This is a genomic window from Streptomyces sp. JLYT201 (assembly GCF_059448825.1).
The window spans coordinates 8,827,259-8,847,034 of record NZ_CM182551.1; the positions used below are offsets into that span (position 1 = coordinate 8,827,259).

General features: G+C 73.3%; 17 protein-coding genes. 6 read left to right on the top strand and 11 right to left on the bottom strand.

Translation table 11 applies throughout. The features are described from left to right. The first annotated feature begins 914 nt into the window (after positions 1–914). From AC5WAM_RS37650 to AC5WAM_RS37660, 3 genes are read left to right on the top strand one after another with little or no spacing between them, the layout of a single operon-like run. A complete protein-coding gene (locus tag AC5WAM_RS37650; protein ID WP_495520343.1) occupies positions 915–1,571 on the top strand; it encodes a hypothetical protein in 657 nt (218 codons plus the stop codon). Then, positions 1,571–1,783: a helix-turn-helix transcriptional regulator gene (locus AC5WAM_RS37655; RefSeq protein WP_495520344.1), complete on the top strand. Its 213-nt coding sequence runs from the start codon at positions 1,571–1,573 to the stop codon at positions 1,781–1,783. Before AC5WAM_RS37650 ends, AC5WAM_RS37655 begins: the two co-directional genes overlap by 1 nt. Before the next feature lie 47 nt (positions 1,784–1,830). Continuing rightward, positions 1,831–3,144, top strand: a complete 1,314-nt coding sequence (locus AC5WAM_RS37660; protein ID WP_495520345.1) for a site-specific integrase — start codon at positions 1,831–1,833, stop codon at positions 3,142–3,144. 256 nt (positions 3,145–3,400) lie between these two features. On the opposite strand, the gene AC5WAM_RS37665 is transcribed toward AC5WAM_RS37660, so the two are convergent. The 5 genes from AC5WAM_RS37665 to AC5WAM_RS37685 all read right to left on the bottom strand — a co-directional run bounded on the left by AC5WAM_RS37665 (position 3,401) and on the right by AC5WAM_RS37685 (position 8,801). Further along, complete coding sequence (locus tag AC5WAM_RS37665; RefSeq protein ID WP_495520346.1) at positions 3,401–4,975, bottom strand: alkaline phosphatase D family protein; 1,575 nt, start codon at positions 4,973–4,975, stop codon at positions 3,401–3,403. Then, entirely contained in the window at positions 4,975–5,550 is a 576-nt protein-coding gene (locus AC5WAM_RS37670) for a phosphoesterase (protein WP_495520347.1), read from the bottom strand. The genes AC5WAM_RS37665 and AC5WAM_RS37670 overlap by 1 nt, the downstream gene beginning before the upstream one ends. Positions 5,551–5,671: 121 nt before the next feature. Next, complete coding sequence (locus AC5WAM_RS37675; protein ID WP_366792779.1) at positions 5,672–7,150, bottom strand: helix-turn-helix domain-containing protein; 1,479 nt, start codon at positions 7,148–7,150, stop codon at positions 5,672–5,674. After that, positions 7,147–7,953 (bottom strand): SAM-dependent methyltransferase, encoded by an 807-nt coding sequence (locus AC5WAM_RS37680; RefSeq protein ID WP_495520348.1) that lies wholly within the window; start codon positions 7,951–7,953, stop codon positions 7,147–7,149. Before AC5WAM_RS37680 ends, AC5WAM_RS37675 begins: the two co-directional genes overlap by 4 nt. Continuing rightward, a complete protein-coding gene (locus AC5WAM_RS37685) occupies positions 7,950–8,801 on the bottom strand; it encodes a helix-turn-helix domain-containing protein (RefSeq protein ID WP_366792781.1) in 852 nt (283 codons plus the stop codon). The genes AC5WAM_RS37680 and AC5WAM_RS37685 overlap by 4 nt, the downstream gene beginning before the upstream one ends. Positions 8,802–8,961: 160 nt before the next feature. On the opposite strand from AC5WAM_RS37685, the gene AC5WAM_RS37690 reads away from it, so the two are divergent. Then, on the top strand, positions 8,962–10,959 hold the full coding sequence (locus AC5WAM_RS37690; RefSeq protein ID WP_495520349.1) for a PucR family transcriptional regulator: 1,998 nt from the start codon (positions 8,962–8,964) through the stop codon (positions 10,957–10,959). 18 nt (positions 10,960–10,977) lie between these two features. Here the strand turns inward: AC5WAM_RS37690 and AC5WAM_RS37695 are convergent, their stop codons facing one another. Both AC5WAM_RS37695 and AC5WAM_RS37700 read right to left on the bottom strand, forming a co-directional pair. After that, positions 10,978–11,340, bottom strand: coding sequence for a DoxX family protein (locus AC5WAM_RS37695; protein ID WP_366792783.1), 363 nt, complete (start codon positions 11,338–11,340; stop codon positions 10,978–10,980). Further along, positions 11,337–11,870, bottom strand: a complete 534-nt coding sequence (locus tag AC5WAM_RS37700) for a cupin domain-containing protein (protein ID WP_495520350.1) — start codon at positions 11,868–11,870, stop codon at positions 11,337–11,339. Before AC5WAM_RS37700 ends, AC5WAM_RS37695 begins: the two co-directional genes overlap by 4 nt. An 80-nt stretch (positions 11,871–11,950) precedes the next feature. On the opposite strand from AC5WAM_RS37700, the gene AC5WAM_RS37705 reads away from it, so the two are divergent. Then, positions 11,951–12,802 (top strand): LysR family transcriptional regulator, encoded by an 852-nt coding sequence (locus tag AC5WAM_RS37705; protein ID WP_495520351.1) that lies wholly within the window; start codon positions 11,951–11,953, stop codon positions 12,800–12,802. A gap of 123 nt (positions 12,803–12,925) precedes the next feature. Further along, entirely contained in the window at positions 12,926–16,261 is a 3,336-nt protein-coding gene (locus AC5WAM_RS37710) for a S8 family peptidase (protein ID WP_495520352.1), read from the top strand. 39 nt (positions 16,262–16,300) lie between these two features. On the opposite strand, the gene AC5WAM_RS37715 is transcribed toward AC5WAM_RS37710, so the two are convergent. From AC5WAM_RS37715 to AC5WAM_RS37730, 4 genes are read right to left on the bottom strand one after another with little or no spacing between them, the layout of a single operon-like run. Then, entirely contained in the window at positions 16,301–17,185 is an 885-nt protein-coding gene (locus AC5WAM_RS37715; RefSeq protein ID WP_495520353.1) for a 3-hydroxyacyl-CoA dehydrogenase family protein, read from the bottom strand. Between the two features lie 41 nt (positions 17,186–17,226). Then, complete coding sequence (locus AC5WAM_RS37720; RefSeq protein ID WP_495520354.1) at positions 17,227–18,324, bottom strand: HAD-IIIC family phosphatase; 1,098 nt, start codon at positions 18,322–18,324, stop codon at positions 17,227–17,229. Further along, on the bottom strand, positions 18,321–19,490 hold the full coding sequence (locus AC5WAM_RS37725) for an acyl-CoA dehydrogenase family protein (RefSeq protein WP_495520355.1): 1,170 nt from the start codon (positions 19,488–19,490) through the stop codon (positions 18,321–18,323). Before AC5WAM_RS37725 ends, AC5WAM_RS37720 begins: the two co-directional genes overlap by 4 nt. Continuing rightward, positions 19,487–19,771: an acyl carrier protein gene (locus AC5WAM_RS37730; protein WP_138958033.1), complete on the bottom strand. Its 285-nt coding sequence runs from the start codon at positions 19,769–19,771 to the stop codon at positions 19,487–19,489. The genes AC5WAM_RS37725 and AC5WAM_RS37730 overlap by 4 nt, the downstream gene beginning before the upstream one ends. Between the last annotated feature and the right edge of the window lie 5 nt (positions 19,772–19,776).

Genomic DNA, 19,776 nt, shown 5'->3' on the forward strand with positions numbered 1-19,776 from the left:
GCCTGCGGCGGAGCGGACTCGTACCCATTGGGGCCCACCGGAGTGGGCGCGTCAAGTGCCTCCGCCAGCGCGGCGAACCCCCGCCGGTACGCCGCCCACTTGAGCCTGACGACGATGCGCGGCCGGCCCAAGTCGATCGTGCCCAGCGCCCCCAGAAATCCCGCGAGCACCTCGGCGTGCACGTCGGACGGATCCCCCGAGTACCGCGTCGTCAGCCGCGTGGCGACCCCTGCGAGGGCGGGCAGGGCCATCCCGACACAGGCCAAGGTCCAGGTTGCTCCGAAGGCGCGGGATCGCTCCACGAGCATGGACCAGACGACGTCCTTCACGCGCTGCGGGCAGCGGCCGTGAAGCAACCGGTCCAGCAGTTCGTCCAGGGGCACACAGCGGCAAGGCAGACCGTCGAGCCCACGACAGTCGAGGGACAGTGGATTCGGCCCGTTCACCAGCAGGACGAAACTGCTCCGGGCGACATCTAAGGGCAGCGTTCCCCCACTGGCGGGCGCGTCGGCATGGCGGTCGCGGCGCCTGGCGCATGGCATGGCGGCGCCTCCTTCGGGAGCTAGGGCTTGTCACGACGGCCCCAGGAGGCACGATCGCCGCCAAGAAGCGGCCAGCTAGCGCCTAAAGGTCTACGTCGACGCTCTGCGTAGCCCCCTCACGTCACATTGGCCGCGCCAGGCCGCGTGTGACCGGTGCGCGTGACACCGGTACCTAGGTGTGCTTTAGCGATGCCGTAGTAGCACCTGACCAGCGCTTTAGTGGTGAGTTAAGGGCTGGCCCACTGATCGCGGGCGCGGTGACGCCACAGAGCCCTGCATCACGGCCGCACCGACCGATGTCGAAAATCTCTCGGAATTCCGGCCTCTTGAAGCGACCGAGCACCTCGCACCAAAGGACAAGAGGAACCGGAAATGCCGCATCCCCACCACCCCGGAGCCGACCGGGACGACGTCGACTGGCTGACCCACGCCGTCCTCAACGTCATCGCGTACTACTGCCAGCCCCGCGAGCGTGTGCTCGTGCTCGCGGCTGAGGGAAGTGAAGCCTGCCATGCAGCAGGCGCCGCCTTGGCGGCGGCCGAGTCCGTGTCAGGACTGGTACGGACGATCACCGTACGAGTGCTTCGCTCCGTCGGTCAGCTCGAACCGCTCGGCGAGGGGCAAGGAGCGGCCGCGGAGTCCGCATCCGGACCGGAGCCGCCGCACCCTGAACAGCGATCAGTCCACTACCGGACTTCGCAGGGCGGGACGAAGCTCAGCGAGACTGTCCCTCCCTTCGACACAGTGATCGCGTGCGTTGACGTTCGGTCGGCCGACTGGGTAGGGGATGTCCCCTGGGCCGTGCTTCTCGGCCCCGTCGGCCTGCTCGCCTTCATCACCCACGGTGACAGCCTGGACGGCTGCGCGGCGACGATCCGCAGCCCCCTTGCACCGGTCGCTCGCCGCGCGGGCCTGCTCCGGCTCGACGAGCTCACCCTGTGCCAGGTCCCGGTGCAGAAGCACGCCGTCGTGACCTTGTTCATCCGCCCGCTCTCAGCGGTGGGGGCCACGGCGCAGGAGGCCCGCTGATGCCGAGAAAGCCTTCCACGCATGAGCGCTGGCTGACGGCTCAAGAGGCGGCCGACCGCCTCCGCGTCTCGCGCAAGACGCTCTACAACTGGGCGAGCACGTGGGAGGTGGAGCGGCGCGGACCCGAGCCGCTCCGCCTGGGTGGCCGGGCGTTGCGCTACCGCGAATCGGATGTCAACCGATGCGTCGCAGCGAGGCAGCGCGAGTGCTGAGAGACACCGACTTCTGAGACACCACGAGCGAGCATGAGGAGATCGCCATGTCGACAGAGGAACCGTACGACCGCTGGCACAAGGCGCGACCGCGACGAGGCGAGCCGGAGTGCCTCGAGCACCCCGGCTTGGTACCGAGGGCCGAGCACGGCTGCGCTAACCGGTGGCAGGCACGCTGGCGGGACAAGGACGGCCGACAGCGGTCCAGAAACTTCCCCGCCAACAGGAAGCAGGCCGCCCGCTCGTACCAGCGCAGCCAACGCGCTGCCGTCGAGGAGGGGAGGGACCCCTTCCCCTACCGCGGCCGTGGCTCGCCACGGAGCACGACGCCTGCCATCAGCGACTACGTGGAGACGTTTCTGTCCCGGCACGAAGGGCGCCCAGGCACGATCGACACGTACAAGCGTCGGCTGCGGGGTCGGGTCGTTCCCGCGTTGGGCAATCGGCCGGTAGGCGACGTGAAGCGCGGCGAGTACCGGGATTTCCTGGCCTCGCTAAAGAAGAATGGGATGCCGGACACGACACGTGGGGCAGTGAAGAAGGCGCTGTCCGTGATGTTGTCAATGGCTGTGGAGGACGGCTACCTCGAAGGGAACCCGGTAGCAGGGCTTCGCCTTCCCCAGGGAGTCGGCCGGGAGACGCGCCTGACATGGAAGTACGTAGTCGCTCTGTCCGAGGCAATCATCCCCCACTACGAGCTGATGACGTGGTTCGGATCGCTTCAGGCGTTGCGTTCCATGGAGGCCGCCGGCGTTCGCCGCTCGGATATGGAGGCTGTCCCTGGGAGGCAGGCAGTGGAGGAACAGCGGCAGCAGAGAAAGGCGGCGCCTTTGAAGACGGCCGCCAGTAAGGCCTCGCTCCCTGTCGGTTCGTTCCTGATGGAGAAGTATTGGGAGCACATCGCACGGTGGCGGGAACCAATGTCTGCTGCCGTGTTACGAAAGCGGGAGAGGGCGGGATCACCGCCCTTACCGCCGGATTACGACGAATTGGTGACTATCACCAAGTTCGGGAACCCTGTCCAGCAGAGTTCGCTCAATTATGCCTTCGCCGTGGCGAAAGAAAGGGCCCATGCGCGGGGCGTGGCGGTTCCGGCCGAGGCCACGTTTCGCGATCTACGGCACTTCGTCGACGCCGTGCTCATTTCCTCAGGTATGGAGCCGCGCAAGGTTCAAGCCCGCATGCGGCATGCGCACTTAGGGGAGACGCTGGACACTTACGGATATCTGGTGTGGGAGGTGGACTGGGAGAACGCGCCGGCTTCGTTCGAGGAGCTGTACGGTGTGCCTCCTCCTCCCGGGCTTCCGGAGGCCGCGCTGGTGCCTCGGGCCGAGAGGAGGAGGTGGAACCGCCATGGGTAAGCGCGCTGACGCCGTTCGACGTACCTGTGGGCAGGCGCGCCAGGAGCCCGTACCACATCAGCTAGCTGGAGGTGGGTGGCGCACACGCGTGGACGTAAGAGGTGGTGGAACACCTGGAGTCGTGCACGCCGCACCACGTCCTCCCATTGTTGTGTCCTCATGCATCAGGAGCTGCTGCCATCGGGTTCATGTGCACGCGATGTGCACCCACATGGAACGAGTCACACGTACCCGCAGCTCAAGAAGCATGTGGACGTTAACCCGCCGTGTCCCTGCGGTACTGCGCGGGTGATGCCTTCGTGGCGTCGTCCTCGTACGACCCCGCCTTGCCCCGGTCCACGTGGAACGTGGTCAGCGTGGTGACGGGGGAGCGCGGGTCGCGGCGGTCGCCGATCACCCGCATGTGGGTGCTGAAGCGCTCCGGAGTCACCTCGTACACGTCGTAGCCGTACCGGTTGCCCTCGAAGTACTTCAGGTGCGGGTTGGCCTTGCCCATCACGGGGCCGTTGGCGGCGTTCCACTCCGGGGAGTACGCGCCCGACGTCACCGAGTGCGCGGTGAACTCCGTGCCGACCAAGGGGGAGTCGGGCGCGTCGAAGTCGGTGCGGATGTCGTCGACGAACGCCGAGTGCCAGTCGCCGGTGATGACCACCAGGTCCTCGAGGCCGCTGCCGTGCACGTGCTGGAGGACCTCCTTGCGCTCGGCGAGGAAGCCGTCCCACTGGTCGGTGAACATGTACGAGCCGCCGGGCCTGCCGCGCAGCTGGCTCAGCATGATCGAGTTGGCCCACACGTGCCAGGAGTCCGGAGCCCTGTCCACGGTCTTCTTCAGCCACGCCTTCTGCTCGGCGCCGAGGATCGTGCCGTCCGGCAGGTTCTGCGCCGAGCGGTACGACCGCAAATCGAGGACGGTGAGTTCGAGCAGGTCGCCCCAGCGGCGCACCCGGTGGATCTCCGGGTCCGGCAGGGCGGACCCGCCGAAGGAGTCGCGGTGCGGCATGTGCTCGAACCACGCCTGGTACGCGGCCGCGCGGCGCCGCATGAACGCCGCGCCGCCCCCGGTGCCGCTGTAGTCGTTGACGACCTCGTGGTCGTCCCACGTCAGGAACCACGGGTGCGCGGCGTGCGCCTCGCGCAGCGACTTGTCGCCCTTGTACAGGGCGTGCCGCTTGCGGTAGTCGGCGAGCGTGAGGACCTCCGGCCCGTCGTGGTCGCGCACGTGCTTCTCCGGTACGCCGCCGACCTGGCCGTGCTCGTAGATGTAGTCGCCGAGGTGGACCACGAAGTCGACGTTCTCGCGGGCGATGCCGCGGTGCGCGGCGTAGAAGCCGTCGTGGAACGCCTGGCAGTTGGCGGCGGCGAAGGTCACCTTCTTGACCCGGCCGCGCGGCGCGGTCCGCGTCCGGCCTACCCGGCTGGTCCTGCCGAGCGCCTTGAACGCGTACCAGTAGGGGCGGCCCGGGGCGAGCCCGCTCACCGGCACGTGCACGCTGTGCCCGAGCGTCGCCGACGCCGGAGCCGTTCCCCGCGCGACGACGTGGCGCAGGCGGGCGTCCTTGGCGACGACCCACTCGACCTCGACGACCTCGGGGAGCTGCTGCTCGGCGGCCAGCGGCTCGGGCGCGAGTCTGGTCCACAGGAGCACCGAGTGCGGCTGCGGATCACCGGAGGCGACGCCGAGGGTGAACGGCGCGCGGTCGTACTCGGCGCCGAGCCGCTCGGCGGCCTCGCGGGCCTGTGCGGGGGTGAGGCCAGGGGCGAGCGGCCAGGCGAGGTTGAGCGCGCCGGCGGCCGCGGCGGCCTTGAGGAGGTCACGGCGGTTCACGGTCATCAGCGGCCTCCGGTGGGCTCGAGGGTGAGGGAGACGGCGTCGGCGTAGCCGTCGTTGGAGGTGCCGCCGCCACTGCGCGTGAACACCAGCAGGACCCGCGCGGTGCGCGCGCCGGGCGGCACCTGGGCCGCCGCCGCGCGTTCGAGCAGCGCCGTACGGCCGTCGCGTTCGGCGGCGCCCACAGGACCGAGCACGCTGAGGGCCACCGGGGTGCCCTGGGCGTCGCGGAACTCCACGGAGAGGCGGGCACCGTCCTCCTGGCCCGCGTAGCCGCCGAGCCAGGCGGTCACGGCGTAGCGCACCTCGCCCGCGTCGACGGCCCTGCGTCCGGTCGGCCCGCTCCTGGGCAGGGTGACGTCCTGCACCAGGGCGGTGCGCGGGCTGTTGCCGCCCGAGAAGAAGCGGCTGCCGCGCCGCGCGGGGCCGGGGTCCGACGGCGTCGGATAGCCGCCGCCCAGGCTGTACGGGACGAGTGCCGGGGCTCCTTGGACGACCTTCCAGCCGCGGACGGTGGTGACGGGGTCGGCGCTGCCGCCCGCCCCGCTCTCCGCGTCGCCGTTGACGACGAGATTCACGCGCGCCTCCTGTGATGGGTGATGTGGGCGCGGTCAGCCCACCAGCCCCGTGTGAACCAGGAGAAGCATCGTGGCGAATTCTGTTACCGCCGGGGACGCCGGTACGGCGGGTGCGCGGCGGTTACCGCCCCGGCTCGCGGTACGTCCGGCCGCCCCGGCGCGGCAGCGCCGCCGGTACGTCGTCGGTGGTCGCGGCCGTCTCCACGGCCAGGTGCAGCTCCGCCCGGACGGTCGCGGACGACAGGTCCAGGTCCAGGAGGCGGCCGCACTCGCTCAGCCAGGTGCTGAGGGTGGTCCGGTGCAGGGCCAGTTCGGTGGCGGCGGGCGCGGTGCGGCCGCGGTGCGCGAGCCAGCAGCGCAGCGCGATGCGCAGCCGCGGGTCGAGCGGCTGGAGCAGCCCGGACGCCCAGCGCCCCGCCCGCTCGGCGCTGAGCAGGGCGGCGGGCAACGGCGGGCTCGGCAGCAGGGGCTGCGCCGCCGCGGCCGGGACGGGGGAGGCCGGGGCGCGCAGCGCGAGCAGCGACTGCGCCTGCACGGTGGGGTGGTCGAGGTCGACCGCGAGCAGGACGCCGATGCCGCGCAGCCGCGAGCGGACCGTGCCCTCGGACACGTCGAGCGCGGGGGCTGCGGCCTGCGCGGAGCCCGAGCGCAGCCAGGCCTCCAGGGTGCGCCGCTCCCTGCCGTCGAGCGGCTGGAGCACGGCCGCGGACCAGGTGACGAGGCGGTCCGTCGGTATCACGTGGAGCAGCCCGTGCGCCCCCAGGCCGGTCACCGAGGTGAGGCGGCCGATGGAGGTGCTGTTGCGGGTGCTCCCCGCCTCGGCCCACGCGGTGACGAACATGTCCAGGGGCGCGGGGGCCGCCGCACCCCCGGTCAGCTGGTGCCGGTCGGCGACGCGCGCGACGAGGGAGAGCGTCGGGTGGCCGGCGTCGGCCCGGGGCAGGTCGCGGGCGCCGTGCAGGGCGACGACGGTCAGCTCCGCCCCGTCCAGACTGACCAGCGTGCGGGTGCCGTTCGACAGGTCGGGCTGCGTCGCCCGCCACAGCGCGTGGTGGGCGGTGTGCAGGGCCCGCCCGGTGAGGCGGTACACGGTGGCGTGCGTGGCGGTCTCCCCGCCGAGGACCTCGGCGGCGAGCCGGTGCTGGCCGCGCAGCAGCAGCCGCAGCACCGCGGTGTGCACGCGCTGCTCGGCGCCGCGCGTCTCCTCCGCGTGCCGGGCCCGCAGACGCAGCAGGTCGACGGCGCACTGCGTGACGAGCGCCGTCAGGGGCGGGGCCGCCGCCACGCCGGGGCAGACCACAAGGACGGTGCCCTGCGCCCCCGGCACCTGATGGACGGTCACGTGCGGGTGCGCCTGGGGGTGACCGGCGGCCCGCAGCGCCGTGGGCCCCGCCGAGTCCGGCGTGGCGTGCACGATGCCGGCCGCCGGGTCCACGAGCGCCGCCCAGCCCTCGGCCAGGGCGGCGACCTCGGCGACGAGGAGCGCGCCGGAACGGGCCGCCGCGCGCGTCAGCCGCCGCACCACCTGCGCGTGCTCCACGGCGGACGGGGCCGGGGACCGTGCGGGGTGCGGCTCACGGCCCGTGCCGCGCGTCGTCACGGTATCCGCGCGACGCCACCCCAGCCCGCTCGCGCGGTGAGGGTGCCGGTGGTCGCATCGGGCCGCCAGTGGGGCCAGGACACATAGCCGGGCTCGACCATCTCCAGGCCCTCGAAGAACGCGACGGTCACCTCCGGCTCACGGAAGACGTACGGAATCGCGCCCGAGTTGTTGTACTCCTCCTGCACCTCGCGGTGCCTGTCGTCCGACGCCGTGGAGTGGCTCAGGGACACATAGCTCCCCGAGGGCAGCCGGGCCACCAGGCGCCGCACCAGGCCCAGGGCCTCCTCCCAGTCCACGATGTGCCCGAGGACGTCGTTGATCACCAGGGCGACGGGCCGGGTCATGTCCAGCGTCTTGGCCGTGCCCGTGAGCACCGCATCCGTGTCGCGCATGTCCGCGAGCACGTAGTCCATGGCCCCCTCGGGGGTGCTCTTGCCCATCGCCTGGACGTGCAGGAGCACGAGCGGGTCGTGGTCGACGTACACCACCCGGCTCTCCGGGGCGATGCGCTGGGCCACCTCGTGGGTGTTGTTGGCCGTGGGCAGGCCCGCGCCCACGTCCAGGAACTGGCGGATCCCGGCCTCCTTGGCCAGCCAGGTGACGGTGCGCACCAAGAAGCCCCGTGACTCCTGGGCGAACGGCTCGATCAGGGGGTACTTGTCGCGGTAGGCGTCACCGGCGGCCCTGTCGGCCTCGTACCAGTCCTTGCCGCCCAGCCAGTAGTTCCACACGCGCGCGCTGTGGGCGACGGACTTGTCGATCTCGTCCAACCGCGGGGGGAGCCTCATCGGTTCGGTCATGACAGGTCCAGTACCTCTTTCGACTTGTCGGGGTGGAGTGCGGTCGCGCAGGAGTAGTCGAGGAGCAGACGGTAGGCCGTCACCGTGTCGGGCGCGTCCCAGACGTCGGCGGTGCCGGCCAGGCCGCCCTCCCTGACCACGTGGTCGGAGATCTCCGGCACCTCGACGCGGAACAGGGTCAGCGGCGGTTTGCCGGTCAGCGCGTGCGGGGGCCCGTCCAGCGGGTGGATCTGCAGCGTGACGTCCGGCCGCTCGGCCGTGGCGCGCAACACCTCCAGCTGCTCGGCCATCACCCCCGGCACGCCGACGCGGGTGTGCAGGGCCGCGGCCGACATCACGGCCCAGATGCGGGTCTGCTGGGTGCGCAGCCGCTCCTGGCGCTGGACCAGCAGATCGGTTCTGCGGTCCTTGGCCGCGGGGGACAGGTCCGGGCGCAGCACGTCGTCGACGGCGCGTGCGTAGGACGGCGTGCGCAGCAGAGCCGGAACGAGTGCGGGCTCCCACGTGCGCACGATTCCGGCCGCGGACTCCACGCTCATCAGGTCGAGCTGCCACGGGTCCATCACGGCGCGCCAGGGGTGCCACCACCCCGGGGCGTTGGCACTCGCCAACTTGCCCAGGAACTCCTCGGTCTCCGCCCGCGCCGCCCCGTACGCCGCGAGGAGCACGGACACCTGACCCACGTCCAGGGACGTCTGGGCCTGCTCGATCCGGCGGACCGTGGCGGGGTGCGCGCCGAGGGCCGACGCGGCTTGCTTGAGCGAAAGCCCGGCGGCCTCGCGGAGGACCTTGAGCCGGGTGGCGAGCACGAGGTGCGCGACGGTCCGACCGGATCGTTCGCGAGCCACGCGCCCCTCCTTCCGACAGTTTCCGCAACTTGTGAGTAGTGCACACCTTGTCGCTTGCAATCCCTGGACGCAACCCGTTGAGTAGGCGCTGTGGTGAAGCGGCCGGGACAACCGGGGCGGACAACACGTCGTACGCACGGGGGAATACGGGGGAGATGACGTGCTGACGCTGGGCGCACTGGTCGGCAGGGTCGAACTCGAGCTTGCCTTCGCCGGAGGCGTCGCCGCCACACCGCACGAGGCGGTCAGGGTCGCCCGACTGGCGACCCTGACCCTGCCTCAGCTCCTGGAGGGCGAGCCGCAGCGCCGCCTCGAACCCGGCTCCCTCGTCCTGCTCACCGAGGTGCCGTTCCGGCTGCGGGGGCGCGCGGAAGTCGCCCTGGAGACGCTCCTGGAACAGCTGGCCCTCGACGGGTGCGCGGGCCTCGCGGTGAGCGTCCTGTCCGGCGCCCACCAGCCGTTCTCCCTGGCGGTGCGGGAGGTGTCCGCCGCGCTCGGCGTCCCCCTGCTCACCACCACCGCGCCGCTGCGCCAGTGGGTCGGGGCGGCCCGCGACCTCACCGAGCGACGGCTCGCCGAAGCCGAGGCCCACGCCGGTCAGCTCACCACCCTCGTCCAGCAGCTGCCCACCCGGGCCGCCGACCCCGAGGCCATGCAGCGCATCGCGGACTGGCTTGCGCGGGCCCTGCGGGCACAGGTCCTCGTCAGCGAGCCGGGCGGCGTCCTCGCCGCCTCGCCCGAGACCGCGGCCGAAGCCCTGGCGGAGGCGTTCCTGCGCGGCCACCGCGAAGGCCTCGCGCACGACCGGTCACAGGGTCCGCACACCCGGCTCATCCCCCTCTCGTCGGCGGGCGACGCACAGCCCCCCGCCCCCGCCGACGACGCCTGGGGCGCCCCGGCCGGCGACCTCGCCGCGGTCGGCGCCGTCTCCGCGGCGGACGCCGGGAACACGGTACTGGCCGTCGCCCGTCGCTCGCCCCCCTTCGACGACGCCGACCTCCGGCTCATGCGGCACGCCGCGCGTCTGCTCGGCCTGCTCGACCAGGCGCGCCGCGAGCACCGCGCCGCCGCCGACGCCGCGCGGGCGGCCCGGATGGCGGCGGTGGAACTGCTCCTGGACGCCGAGGTCGACAAGGCGCGCCGGGTCCTGGCCGCCCAGGCACCGGGCCTGCTCACCCCGGACGCCGTCCGCGTCTTCGTCGTCGAGACCCCCCAGGACCGGCGCGACGCCGTCCTGCTCCGCTGCGAGGCGGGGACGGCGGGCCGGGCCCTGGTCGTCGCCGATCCGCGCGAGGACCGCCGGATCCTGGTCGTCGAGCCGATCCGGCCGCGCCGCACCGGCGACGCGGTGGCCACCGCGCTCACCCGGCTCGTCGCCGAGCTGGGCGCCGACGCCTCGCTGGGCGGCAGCGGCACGTACCCGATGGTGCTGCTCGCCGACGCCCTCCAGGAGGCCATCACCGCACAGCGGTTCGCGCTGCGCCGCCCCGACGCGGTGGCGCTGAACGCGCAGAGCACCGACCTGGTCAGCGTGTTGCCGCGGGACGCGGCGCGGCGCTGGGCCCGCGGGCTCCTCGAACCGCTCCTTCGGCCGGACGCGCAGGGGGAGCAGATGCGGGACACCCTGCCCACCGCCCTCGCCTACCCCTATGCGGTGGCCGCCCGGCGGCTGCGTGTGCACCGCAACACCGTCAGGCGCCGCGTGGCCAAGGCGGCCGAGCTCCTGGACATGGACTTCGCGACCGTGCGGGACCGGGCCACCGTCGGGCTCGCCCTGGACCTGCTCGCCGACCGGCACCGGCCCGAGCGCTCCCTCACCCTGGTCGGCGGCGCGACGCCCACCCTGGAGTCGCTCCTCGCCTCGCCCGAGGCCACAGCCTGGGCGGACAACCTGCTGTGCGGCGCGCGCGGCGACCGCAGGAACCTGCTCACCACCGCGGCGGTCTGGCTCGCGCACGACGCCCACATCGAGCCCACCGCCCGCGCCCTCGGCTTCTCCGAGTTCACCGTCCGCTCCCATCTGCGCGCCCTGGAGGGGCACATGGCCCGGGACCTCGGCTCCCTGGGCGGCCTGCGCGACCTCCAGTTCTCCCTGCACATCCTGACCGGCGAGGTCGGCGTCACGGACCCCTGCGGCGACCTGTGCTCGACACCGTGAGGCGCCGGAGCCCCGGCGTCACCACCACGCCGTCGAGAGCCCGGCGGTGACGGCCGCGGCGAGCAGCAGCGCGACGTTGAGGGCGACCGCGCGGTCGCCGCGGCGCAGATGCACCCTGATCGCGCCGAGCTGGAGGGCCACGAACCCGACGGCCGCGGCCGCGCCGAGCCGGGGCGCGACCCCGGTCAGCGGCGGGAGGACCAGCCCCAGCGCGCCCAGCACCTCGACGGCCCCGATGCCCCTGACCACCGGCATCGGAGTGTCGTCCACCCAGGCCATCATCGGCAGGAGTCGCTCACGGCTGCGGACCACCTTCAACCCGCCCCCGTAGAGGTGGAAGAGAGCGAGCAGAGCGGCGACGACTCCGTAGGCGACGGTCACGAGGCGACGTCGGTGGCCGGTTCGGTGGCGTAGCGGCTCATCGTCCGCAGGTGCTCCTGCGGGGTCAGGCCGCGGCCCTCGGAGGCCGCTTCCTGGAGGTCCCGGAAGTACTGCACGTACAGGGACGGCGTGAACGTACTGAGCATGACGGCCGGTTCGTCGGTCACGTTGGCGAAGGTGTGCGGGGCTCCGGGCGGGACCGTCACGAACGCGCCCGCGGGCACGTCGTGGTCCTGCCTGCCGACCGTGAAGCGCACCGTGCCGGAGACGACGTAGAAGCCCTCGTCGTGCAGGGCGTGGCGGTGCTGCGGCGGTCCGGGCGTGTGCGGCGCGAGGACGGACTCGGTGCAGCCGAGGCGGTTCCCGGTGGCGGTGCCGTCCTCCAGGACGCGCATGCGCGTGGTGCCCAGGACGATGACCTCGCCCTCGCCCGGACCGACCACGGTCACGGCGGGGCCGGCGTCCGGCGTACCGGTGTCGGGTGTGTCAGTGGTCTTCGGTGTGTCAGCGGTTTTCGGTGTCTCTGTCATGCGTCGATTCCACCGCCGGTGCGCCCGGGGTGTCCAAGACCCCTTCCGTGCCCTCGATACCCCACGGGTATCGTGCCACCATGGAGCTGCGCACGCTGCGCTATTTCGTGGCGGTCGCCGAGGAGTTGCACTTCGGCCGGGCCGCCGCGCGGCTGCACATGAGCCAGCCGCCGCTGAGCCGGGCGATCAAACAGCTGGAGGCCGGGTTCGGCGCCGCCCTGTTCGTCCGGTCGTCCGCCGGTGTCCGGCTCACCGGCGCGGGCTCGGTGCTCCTGGACGAGGCGCGCGCCCTGCTGGAGCGGGCCGAGCAGGTGCACGCCCGGGTGGCCGCGGCGGCCGGTGCCGCGACCCTCACCGTCGGCATCCTGGGCGACAGCGCCGACCCGGACGCGGCCCGCCTGGCCGAGGCCTTCCGCGGGCGGCACCCGCACGTCGAGGTCCGCGTCCGCGAGACCGACCTGACCGATCCCACCTGCGGGCTGCACGCCGGGCTCGTCGACGTCGCCCTGACCCGCGGGCCGTTCGACGGGACCGGCCTGAGCACCCGGGAGCTGCGGGCCGACCCGGTGGGCGCGCTGCTGCGCGCCGACGACCCGCTGGCCCGCGGCGACCGCCTGCGCCTGGCCGACCTGGCCGGGCGCCGCTGGTTCCTCTTCCCGCAGGGCACCGACCGTGTCTGGCAGACGTACTGGAACGGCGGCGAACCCCGCGAGGGCCCGGTGGTGCGCGCCGTCCAGGAGTGCCGGCAGGCCGTCCTGTGGAACGGCACGGTCGGCATGACCCCTCTGGGCCACGAGCCGGGCCGGGGTCTCACCGTGGTGCCGCTGGTCGACATGGAGCCCAGCCGCGTCCTGGTGGCCTGGAACGAGCGTGACACCAACCCGCTCATCCGCTCGTTCGTCCGGATTGCAATGGATTCGTACCGGTATTGACGCCCCTGGTGGCGGCGGTACGGACGGGGCTGCCCGGCCGGAATCGTCTCCTGAGAACCACCCGTGCCAAGATCGCGTCTCACGGGGGGGCGCATCGGTACGTTCAAGGGACAGGCAATTCGGGTGACAGGCATATCGAGGGTGGGGGCGGCGGCGATGGCCGCCGTGCTGTCCGGAGCACTGCTCACGGGGGCGGCGGCAGCCGACACCGGGACACCGCAGGACGGCACCGCGGCCGCGGCCGCCAAGAGCGGTCGGGGGGACCGGGCCGGCAAGACGGCGACGGTCACGCTGATCACCGGCGACCGCGTGGTCGTCGCGGCGGGCAGCGGCGAGGTCGTCCGCCTCATCCGCGGCAAGGGCCGCGACGAGGTCACGATCTCGGTGCGGCGCGAGGCGGGGCACGTGTTCGCCGTGCCGCAGGACGCCCAGGAGCTGATCGCCGCTGGCCGGCTCGACCGGCGGCTCTTCGACGTCACGCAGCTCGTCAAGGACCGGTACGACGACGCGCACAGCCCGTCGCTGCCGCTGATCGTCGGCTACCGGCCGGGCAGGACCAACAGCTTCCGGGCCGCCGACACGTTCAAGGGCCGCGCCCATGACCGCCGCGAGCTCTCCGCGCTCGGCGGCGAGGCGTTCAGCACGCCCAAGTCCGACACGGCGGACCTGTGGTCGGCGCTCACCCGCGGCACGGGCGGCCGTGCGAACGTCCGCGCCACCGCCGTTCCGGCCGTCGCCCACGTCTGGCTGGACGCCAAGGTCCGCCCCGCGCTCGACAAGAGCGTGCCGCTGATCGGCGCCCCCACCATGTGGCAGGCCGGCTACACCGGCAAGGGCGTCAAGGTCGCCGTCCTGGACACCGGGGTCGACCAGACGCACCCGGACCTCAAGGGCGTCGAGGTCATCGAGAAGAACTTCACCGCGGCACCCGACGCCAAGGACCGCATGGGCCACGGCACGCACGTCGCCTCGACCGTCGCGGGCTCCGGCGCCAAGTCGGGCGGCAAGTACAAGGGCGTGGCCCCCGGCGTGCGGATCCTGGACGGCAAAGTCATCTCCGAGGAGGTGGGCGCGGGCTACGACTCCGACATCATCGCGGGCATGCAGTGGGCCGTGGACAACGGCGCCAAGATCGTCAACATGAGCCTCGGCAGCCTCGACACCCAGGGCACCGACCCGATGGAGGAGGCCGTCGCCCGGCTCTCCGGCAAGGCCCTGTTCGTCGCGTCGGCGGGCAACGAGGGCCCCGGCGCGGGCACGTTGACCACCCCCGGCAGCGCCCCCGCGGCCCTCACGGTCGGCTCCGTCGACAAGCAGGGCCGGATCGCGGAGGACTCCAGCCACGGCCCCTCGGCCGACGGCGTCGCCAAGCCGGACCTCAGCGCCCCGGGCGTCGAGATCACCGCCGCCGCCTCCACCGACGGTCCCGCCGGGAGCGAGGGCAACGGCTACGTCGCCATGTCCGGCACCTCGATGGCGGCCCCGCACGTCGCCGGGTCCGCCGCCCTGCTCCTCCAGCAGCACCCCACGTGGACGGGACCGCAGCTCAAGGCCGCGCTCACCGGCTCCGCCAAGCCCAGCCCCAAGCTCAACCCGTACCAGCAGGGCGCGGGCCGGGTGGACCTGACGCGCGCCGTCACCGCCTCCGTGGTCTCCCAGCCCGGCACGCTCGCCTTCGGCACGCAGGCGTGGCCGCACACCGACGACAAGCCGGTCGCCAAGACCGTCACCTACCGCAACTACGGCACCAAGCCCGTCACCCTCAAGCTGTCCACCACCAGTGTGGACCCGGCAGGCCGCCCGGGACCGGCCGCCCTGTTCACCGCGGCGGACACCAAGCTCACCGTCCCGGCGGGCGGCACCGCGAAGACCACGGTCACCGTCAACACGAAGCTCGGCACCGCCGACGGCACCTACGGCGGCAGCCTGCTGGCCGCCGGTGACGGCCAGGCCGTGCGCACCGGTCTGGTCGTCGAGCGCGAAGTCGAGTCGTACGACGTCACGTTCCGGCACCTCGACGCCGACGGCGCGAGCGCGTCCACCTACGTCACCACGCTCACCGACCCCGCCACGCAGAAGAAGCTCCAGGTCCCCTACCGCCGCGGCGAGGCCACGCTGCGGGTGCCCAAGGGCACCTACGCGCTGGAGAGCTCCGCCTACGACCCGAGCGGGCGGCTCACGGTCTTCGTCCAGCCGAAGCTGACGGTGGGCGGCAAGAAGTCGATCACGCTGGACGCCCGCAAGGCCAAGCCGTTCGCCGTCACCACCCCGGACAGGACCGCGCGCCTGGCGGAGGCGCACATCAGCTACGAGGACCAGGCGACCGGCATCTCCGGCAGCTGGAGCCTCACCGACGCCACCGCCATCCGCACCGCCGGGCTCGGCCCGGAGTCGCCCACCTTCGAGGCCCAGTACAGCGGCCTCTGGAAGGTCCCGGGCACGACGAAGAAGGTCGACTACCGGCTCGCCTTCGGCCGCACCGGCACCTGGTTCACCGGCCTGAAGCACGCCACCGCCAAGGCCGAGCTCGCCGAGATGAAGATCGGCGCCGGCTCCTCCGCCGCCCGGCGCAAGGGCACCCTCTCCGCCCTGCCGATCGGCACGAGCGGCTACGGCCCGAACCTGCAGTCGCCGACCAAGCTGAACCTCCCGTCCTCCGGCACGAGCTACGTCACCACCAAGGGCATGCGCTGGAGCTGGTCCATGGAACAGCTCGACGACACGGGTGAGCCGAGCATCAGCTACGGCACGGACCCGGTCGCGTACAAGGCGGGCAAGCGCTACACGCTGAACTTCAACACCGGCGTGGTCGGCCCCGACCTGAAGGCCGACCCCAGTCAGGGCGCGCGCCGGGCGGGCAACTCCATGGACGCCTACGTCCAGCTGTTCAGCGACGGCGCGGGCCACTCGGGCACCTCCCCCATGAGCGGCGGCTCCACCCGCCTGGAGTCCGGCGGCCGCCTGATCGCGAAGGGCGAACCCGGAGCGGTGAACGCCGAACTCCCCGCCGCCTCCGCCCCGTACCGCCTCACCATGGAGGCGAGCCGCCCGGCCAAGGACGCCACGACGAGCACGAAGGTGGCCGTCGCCTGGACGTTCACCTCGGCGAAGACGCCCGACGAGCCGCCCACCGACCTGCCGCTGTCCACCGTCCGCCTCGCACCGAAGCTGGCGCTGAACGGCACGGCCCCCGCGGGCGGCGCGCTGACCGTGCCGCTGAAGGTGGCCGGGGCCGCCGCGGGCCGGGGCAAGATCGCCGAGCTGACCGTCAAGGTCTCCTACGACGGCGGCAGGACCTGGAAGTCCGCCCCCGTCACGACCGACGCCGCGGGCGCGCGCACGGCGAGCGTGCGGCACCCGGCGACGGCCAAGGCCGTGTCGTACCGGGTGTACCTCAAGGACACCTCGGGCAACACCATGACCGAGACGATCAGCAACGCCTACCGGCTCGCTCCCTAGGGCGAGCCCGCACCGCACGAAGGCGCCGCGCGCCGGGGGTCACCCCGGCGCGCGGGCCGGATAGCGGTGGAAACCCCGGCCGCTCTTGCGGCCCAGACGACCGTCGGCGACCAGCGCACGCAGCCCCTCGCAGGGCTGGAAGCGCTGGTCGCCGGTGCATTCGAGCAGGACGTACAGCGTGTCCACGATGGTGTCGAGGCCGATCAGGTCGCCGGTGGCCAGCGGCCCCATGGTGTGCCCGAAGCACTCCTCGAAGATCCGGTCGACGGTGGCCGGGTCCGCGGTGCCCTGCCGCACCACGGTGGCGGCTTCGTTGATCGTGAGCATGAGGACCCGGTTGGAGACGAACCCGGGGCCGTCGGCGACCACGATGCCCTTCTTGCCGATCCCCGCGAGCAGGGCGAGGGCCGTGTCCAGGGTTTCGTCGGACGTCCGCGGGCCGCGGACGACCTCCACGGCCTCCTTCATCGGCGCCGGGTTCATGAAGTGCAGGCCGAGCACCCGCTCGGGCCGCCCCGTGCGCGCGGCGAGCCGCTCGACCGGGATGGCCGAGGTCCCCGTCGCGAGGACCGCCCCGGGCGGGCACACCGCGTCGAGGTCGCCGAACAGCTTCTCCTTCAGCGGTATGCGCTCCGGCGCGCAGTCGAGCACGAACCGCGCCTCGGCCAGGTCCTCCAGGCGCGCGGTCCAGGTGACCGCCGCGAGCGCCTGGTCGGGTGGGACCGCCGCGGGCGCTCCGCGGACCATCCTGGCCAGCCGGACGCCGTCGCGGAGCCGGGCCGGGGCCGCGGCGAGGGCGGCCTCCTCGGGGTCGACGGCCACCACGCGGTGCCCGGCCTCGGCGAGGCACTGCGCGATGCCGACGCCCATCGTCCCGGCGCCGACCACGCCGATGACACCGCTGCCGACGCTGCCTTGAAGCATGGGATCCTCCTCGTTCCGGCCGGTGTCGCGGCGGGCGCCGCTCATGCGGTGACCACCCGTACCGGGTGCTTGCGGGCGGGCGGCGGGTCGTCCGGGTCGATGGCCAGGATGAGGCGGTCACCGGCGTCCGCCACCACTGCGAAGCCGCTGAAGCGCAGCGTGACCAGCATCTGCCGGTTGACGTCGGTGGGCACGAACTCCGCGACCGGGCGGCGGCCCGCGGCCAGGGACGTCGCGACGATGTGGTCGATGAGCACCGCGCCGACGCCCCGGGACATCACCCGGCAGGACATCAGGAGCAGTTCGAGCACGGTCGCGCCGTCCCGGAGCGCGGTGACCGCGAGCCCGATGGTGCCGTAGGAGCCGAACCGGTCGGTGAGCCCGGCCACCAGCACCTCGTGCCCGGGGTCCGCGCACAGTCCGCGCAGCTCGTCCAGGCCGAAGGTGCGCCCGGTGGTGTTGAGCTGGTGCGTGCGCACGGTCAGCTCGTGCGCGCGGGCGAGGTCGGCTTCGGTGGCCCGCCGGACCGTCAGGACCAGGCCGAGCGAGGCCAGGAACCGCGCGGGCGGCCCGGTGTGCTCGGCCTCGGCGGCCTTGCGCCGCCTCTCGGTGCGGTAGAGGTCGCGCCGCAGCGCCGACTCGTCCGTGAGGAACCGCGGCGTGAACTCCGGGTAGGAGGTGAGGAGTTCCGCCTCGTGCGCGGCGTAGCAGCGCACGTCCGGCAGCGCGGCGGCCACCTCGGCCCGCTCCACCGCGTCGTTGTCGATGAACGCGACCGTGTCGAGGCCGATGTTCAGCTCGGCCGCGATCCGCTCGACGGCCCGGGACTTGGCGCCCCAGCCCACCTCCAGGACGGTGAACAGGGGGTCGAGCCCGTGCGCGGCCAGATGCGCCGCGGCCACGTCGTGCTCGCCGCGGCTCGCCACCGCGTGCAGGACGCCCCGCCGGTCGAGGGCGCGTACCGTCCCTACGGCGGCCGCGAACGGCACGGGCGCGTCGCCTTCCAGGACGACGCCGTCCCACAGGGTGTCGTCGAGGTCCCACACCAGGCACTTCACCGCCGGTTCCGGGGGCCGCGCGGGCTCCGTCCCGGACCCGGCCTCCGTCGTGTCGTCCGGTCCGCGGGGCGGTGCGCTCATCGGCCCTCTCCCTCGTCCTCGGGCCGCCGCCGGGCCGGCCCGTGTCCGTGGGCGCGCAGCAGGTGGTCGGCGATGGTCAGCTCGGACACCTGCGCCGAACCCTCGATGATCTCCATGACCTTGGCGTCCCGGTAGCAGCGGCCCACCAGGCTGTCGGGGGCGCAGCCGGACGCGCCCAGGATCTGCACCGCGCTCCCCGCCACCGAGGTGGCCGCGCGCGCCGCCGCGTACTTGGCGGCGACGGTCTCCGCGACGGCGTCCGGGGCGCGGGCCGCCCGCAGCCGGGCGGCCCGCAGGCACAGCTCCCGGGCGGCGCGGCCGTCCACCACCGCGCGCCCCAACAGCGCGCGCACCTGCTGGTGCTCGGCCAGGACCACCCCGCCCTGCGCGCGCCGCACCGCGTGCGCGGCGGCCGCGTCCAGACACGCCTCGGCCATCCCGACACAGCCCCAGGCCACCGTGAACCGCCCGTGGTCAAGGGCGGTGCCCACCACGTGCGACAGGCCGAACCCGGGCGGGGCGACCACGTTCTCGGGCGGTACGCGCACGTCGTCGAACCGCACGTGGGCGAGCTGGGCGGCGCGCAGACCGAGCTGGCCGCGCACCGGCTCCCGCCGCACGCCGCGCCGGTCGGCCTCGACGAGGACCGCGGCGGGGCGCCCGCCCGTACGGCCCAGGACCAGATACACGTCCGCGATCTCGCCGAAGGTGATCCAGCGCTTCTCGCCGCTCACCGCGTACGCGTCGCCGTGCCGCTCGACCGTGGTGGCGACGGCGGCCAGGTCGCTGCCCGCCTCCGTCTCCGTCGCGGCGAAGGCCGCGATCAGCTCGCCCCGGGCGAGCGCGGGCAGCCACCGCTCGCGCTGCCCGGCGGTGCCCCAGCGCAGCAGGGCCGCGCCCACCATGCCCTGCACGGTGACCAGGCCGCGCAGCGAGCCGCACACCCCGCCGAGCCGGGCACACACCTCGCCGAGCTCGGCGGGCGTGGCGCCGAGCCCGCCGTGGCGGCGCGGCAGATCGGCGCCGAGCAGCCCGCCCTGCGCGAGGGCGCGGCGCACCTCGGCGGGCAGTTCACCGCGCGCGTCCCAGGCGGCGGCGTCCTGGCGCACCGCGTCGGCGAACCGCGCCCCCACGGCCGCGGGGTCGGCCACGGCGGTGCCGCTCACGCCGCCGCGCCCCGGCCCGCGGCCTTCGCGAGGACGAACTCCCGCAGCCGTCCGAGGGTGCGGAAGTGGTCCAGATCGAGGTCGTCGACGGTGACCTCGATGCCGTACCGCTGCTCGACGAAGTTCACCAGCTCGATCGCGAACAGGGAGGTCACCAGGCCGAGGGCGAAGTAGTCCTCGTCCGGGCCCGGTTCCCGCCCCAGGGCGCCGGACAGATACGCGCGCAGCTCCTCGGTCACCGACGCCGCGTCGGCGGCGTCCGTCCCGTTCGGTGTGTCCATGGGTG